General features: G+C 44.3%; 2 protein-coding genes. Both read left to right on the top strand.

The annotated features are described in order from the left end of the window. Nucleotides 1–145 precede the first annotated feature (145 nt). On the top strand, nt 146–436 hold the full coding sequence (locus KDK18_RS11890) for a hypothetical protein (protein ID WP_257255142.1): 291 nt from the start codon (nt 146–148) through the stop codon (nt 434–436). Nucleotides 437–705: 269 nt separating this feature from the next. Beyond that, nucleotides 706–1,670, top strand: a 965-nt coding sequence (locus tag KDK18_RS11885) for an F-box/WD-40 repeat-containing protein (RefSeq protein WP_257255140.1), incomplete at its 3' end; no start/stop codon positions are given.

The raw sequence follows: 1,670 nt of genomic DNA, 5'->3' as shown, positions 1-1,670 counted from the left end.
GCCTTCAATCTTGGCGAGCTTTGTAGCTGAAACCCACAAGATAAATTCACCTTCTAATGATTTATCTTGTGTCTAGCGTAATTGACTTTGCGATTGTTGCAATTTTATTTGACTGTTGCTCTCACTCACTTGTCAGGAGTAAAGCATGAGCTTAAACGCTGAACAACCGCCCGAAACAGAGCTTGACCATATTCGGGACACCTTAACGGGTATTGTCAGCTACGCCAGTAAAACCCGTGGTGAAATGCACCGAAGGTTCGATCAGCAAGAAAAACGTTTTGATGAGCGAGATAAGCGTTTTGATCATCAAGACAAAGCGATTGCTGCACTGAAAGCAGATAACGCAGAGTTGAAAGCAGACATCGTAGAGTTGAAAGCTGACAATGTGGAAATCAAAGGAGCCTTAAAGCTCATTCTGTCCAGACTTCCCAGCTAACCGCCGCATGTACAAACGGTTCCAAAGGACTGTGAACCAAGGGTTATGTCGAGAACCCGATGACGATTTTACAGTGGTCTCTCAATGAGAAAGCTTTTTTCTATCATTTTCACGGATCAGAACTCTTCTTTTCCCGGGTTCCACTGACCTCAATATTTTGAACTTCCGCTTTAAAGCCGAGTCTAACAGACCTGATCAATTTTTAATGTCCTTTCTAAGCGAGGATAAATACTGACTTTGCAACCATAAAGGAATCAGACATGGGCCCAATGAACAACAATTCCAGCATTGGTAATTTACTCTCGCCAACACCTGAGCCACCTCAAGTGGAGGAAGCACCAACGGGTGTCATTGCAGGCAGAGACGTTACTGTACATGACAAAAATGGACCTTTATTGCCCGGCTTGCCCGAATTAATACATTTAAAGATTATTCGCTGTTTGAGTTTTCGAGAGATTACCCAATTTGCAAAAGTATGCAGATATTTTCACGATCTTGTTAAAAATGATAAAGCTCTGGAAAGAGCATGGAGTCGCCGGTTTCCTTCACCACAGCAATATCAACTAAAGACCCTCTTTAAGACAAAAGATGATCACCAACTCCGTGCTTGGTTGAAGCCGTTTGCGAATGAGGACGCCATCAAGTCGCTCATAGAACAACGAAAGAATGTTCATTTTCCTGCTCAATTACTTTTCACCAACAGTAAACTGATGTCTCTATGTGAAAAATTTAAGTTAGTGGAAAAAACTGTCATTACCCATGATGCAAAAATCATCGCTGCCACACTCAGTCCCGATGGCCGCTATCTGGCAACCGCCAGTCACGATAACACAGCGAAAATCTGCGGCCGGGGGACCGATGGATTATGGGAACTAAAAGACATCATTTCCCACGAGGAAAGCGTCGACTTTGCCAACTTCAGCCCCGATGGCCGCTATCTGGTGACCGTCAGTCGCGATAACACAGCTAAAATCCATGATCTTCAGGACGTTGGCTCATTGGGAGTAAAAGCCACCATTAACATTATTTTTGGACTTTGGTTCAGCTCAGCCACCTTCAGCAACGATGGTCGCCATCTGGTAGTCACCAGCGCCAATGACACAGTGAAAATCTATGGTCTGAAGGAAGATGATGGATCATTGGAAGAAAAAGCCACCATTTCCCATGATGTATTGGTCCTTCGACCCACCTTTAGTGATGATGGCCGCCGTGTGGTGACCGTCAATCAAAATGA

The organism is Endozoicomonas sp. SESOKO3 (genome assembly GCF_024606255.1).
Note: the sequence above shows the minus strand (reverse complement) of the source record. Positions and strands in the feature narration are given on the sequence as shown.

Bases quoted from the DNA above. Each gene is read 5' to 3' on its own strand.
- KDK18_RS11890 (WP_257255142.1), top strand. From the start codon at position 146: ATGAGCTTAAACGCTGAACAACCGCCCGAAACAGAGCTTGACCATATT.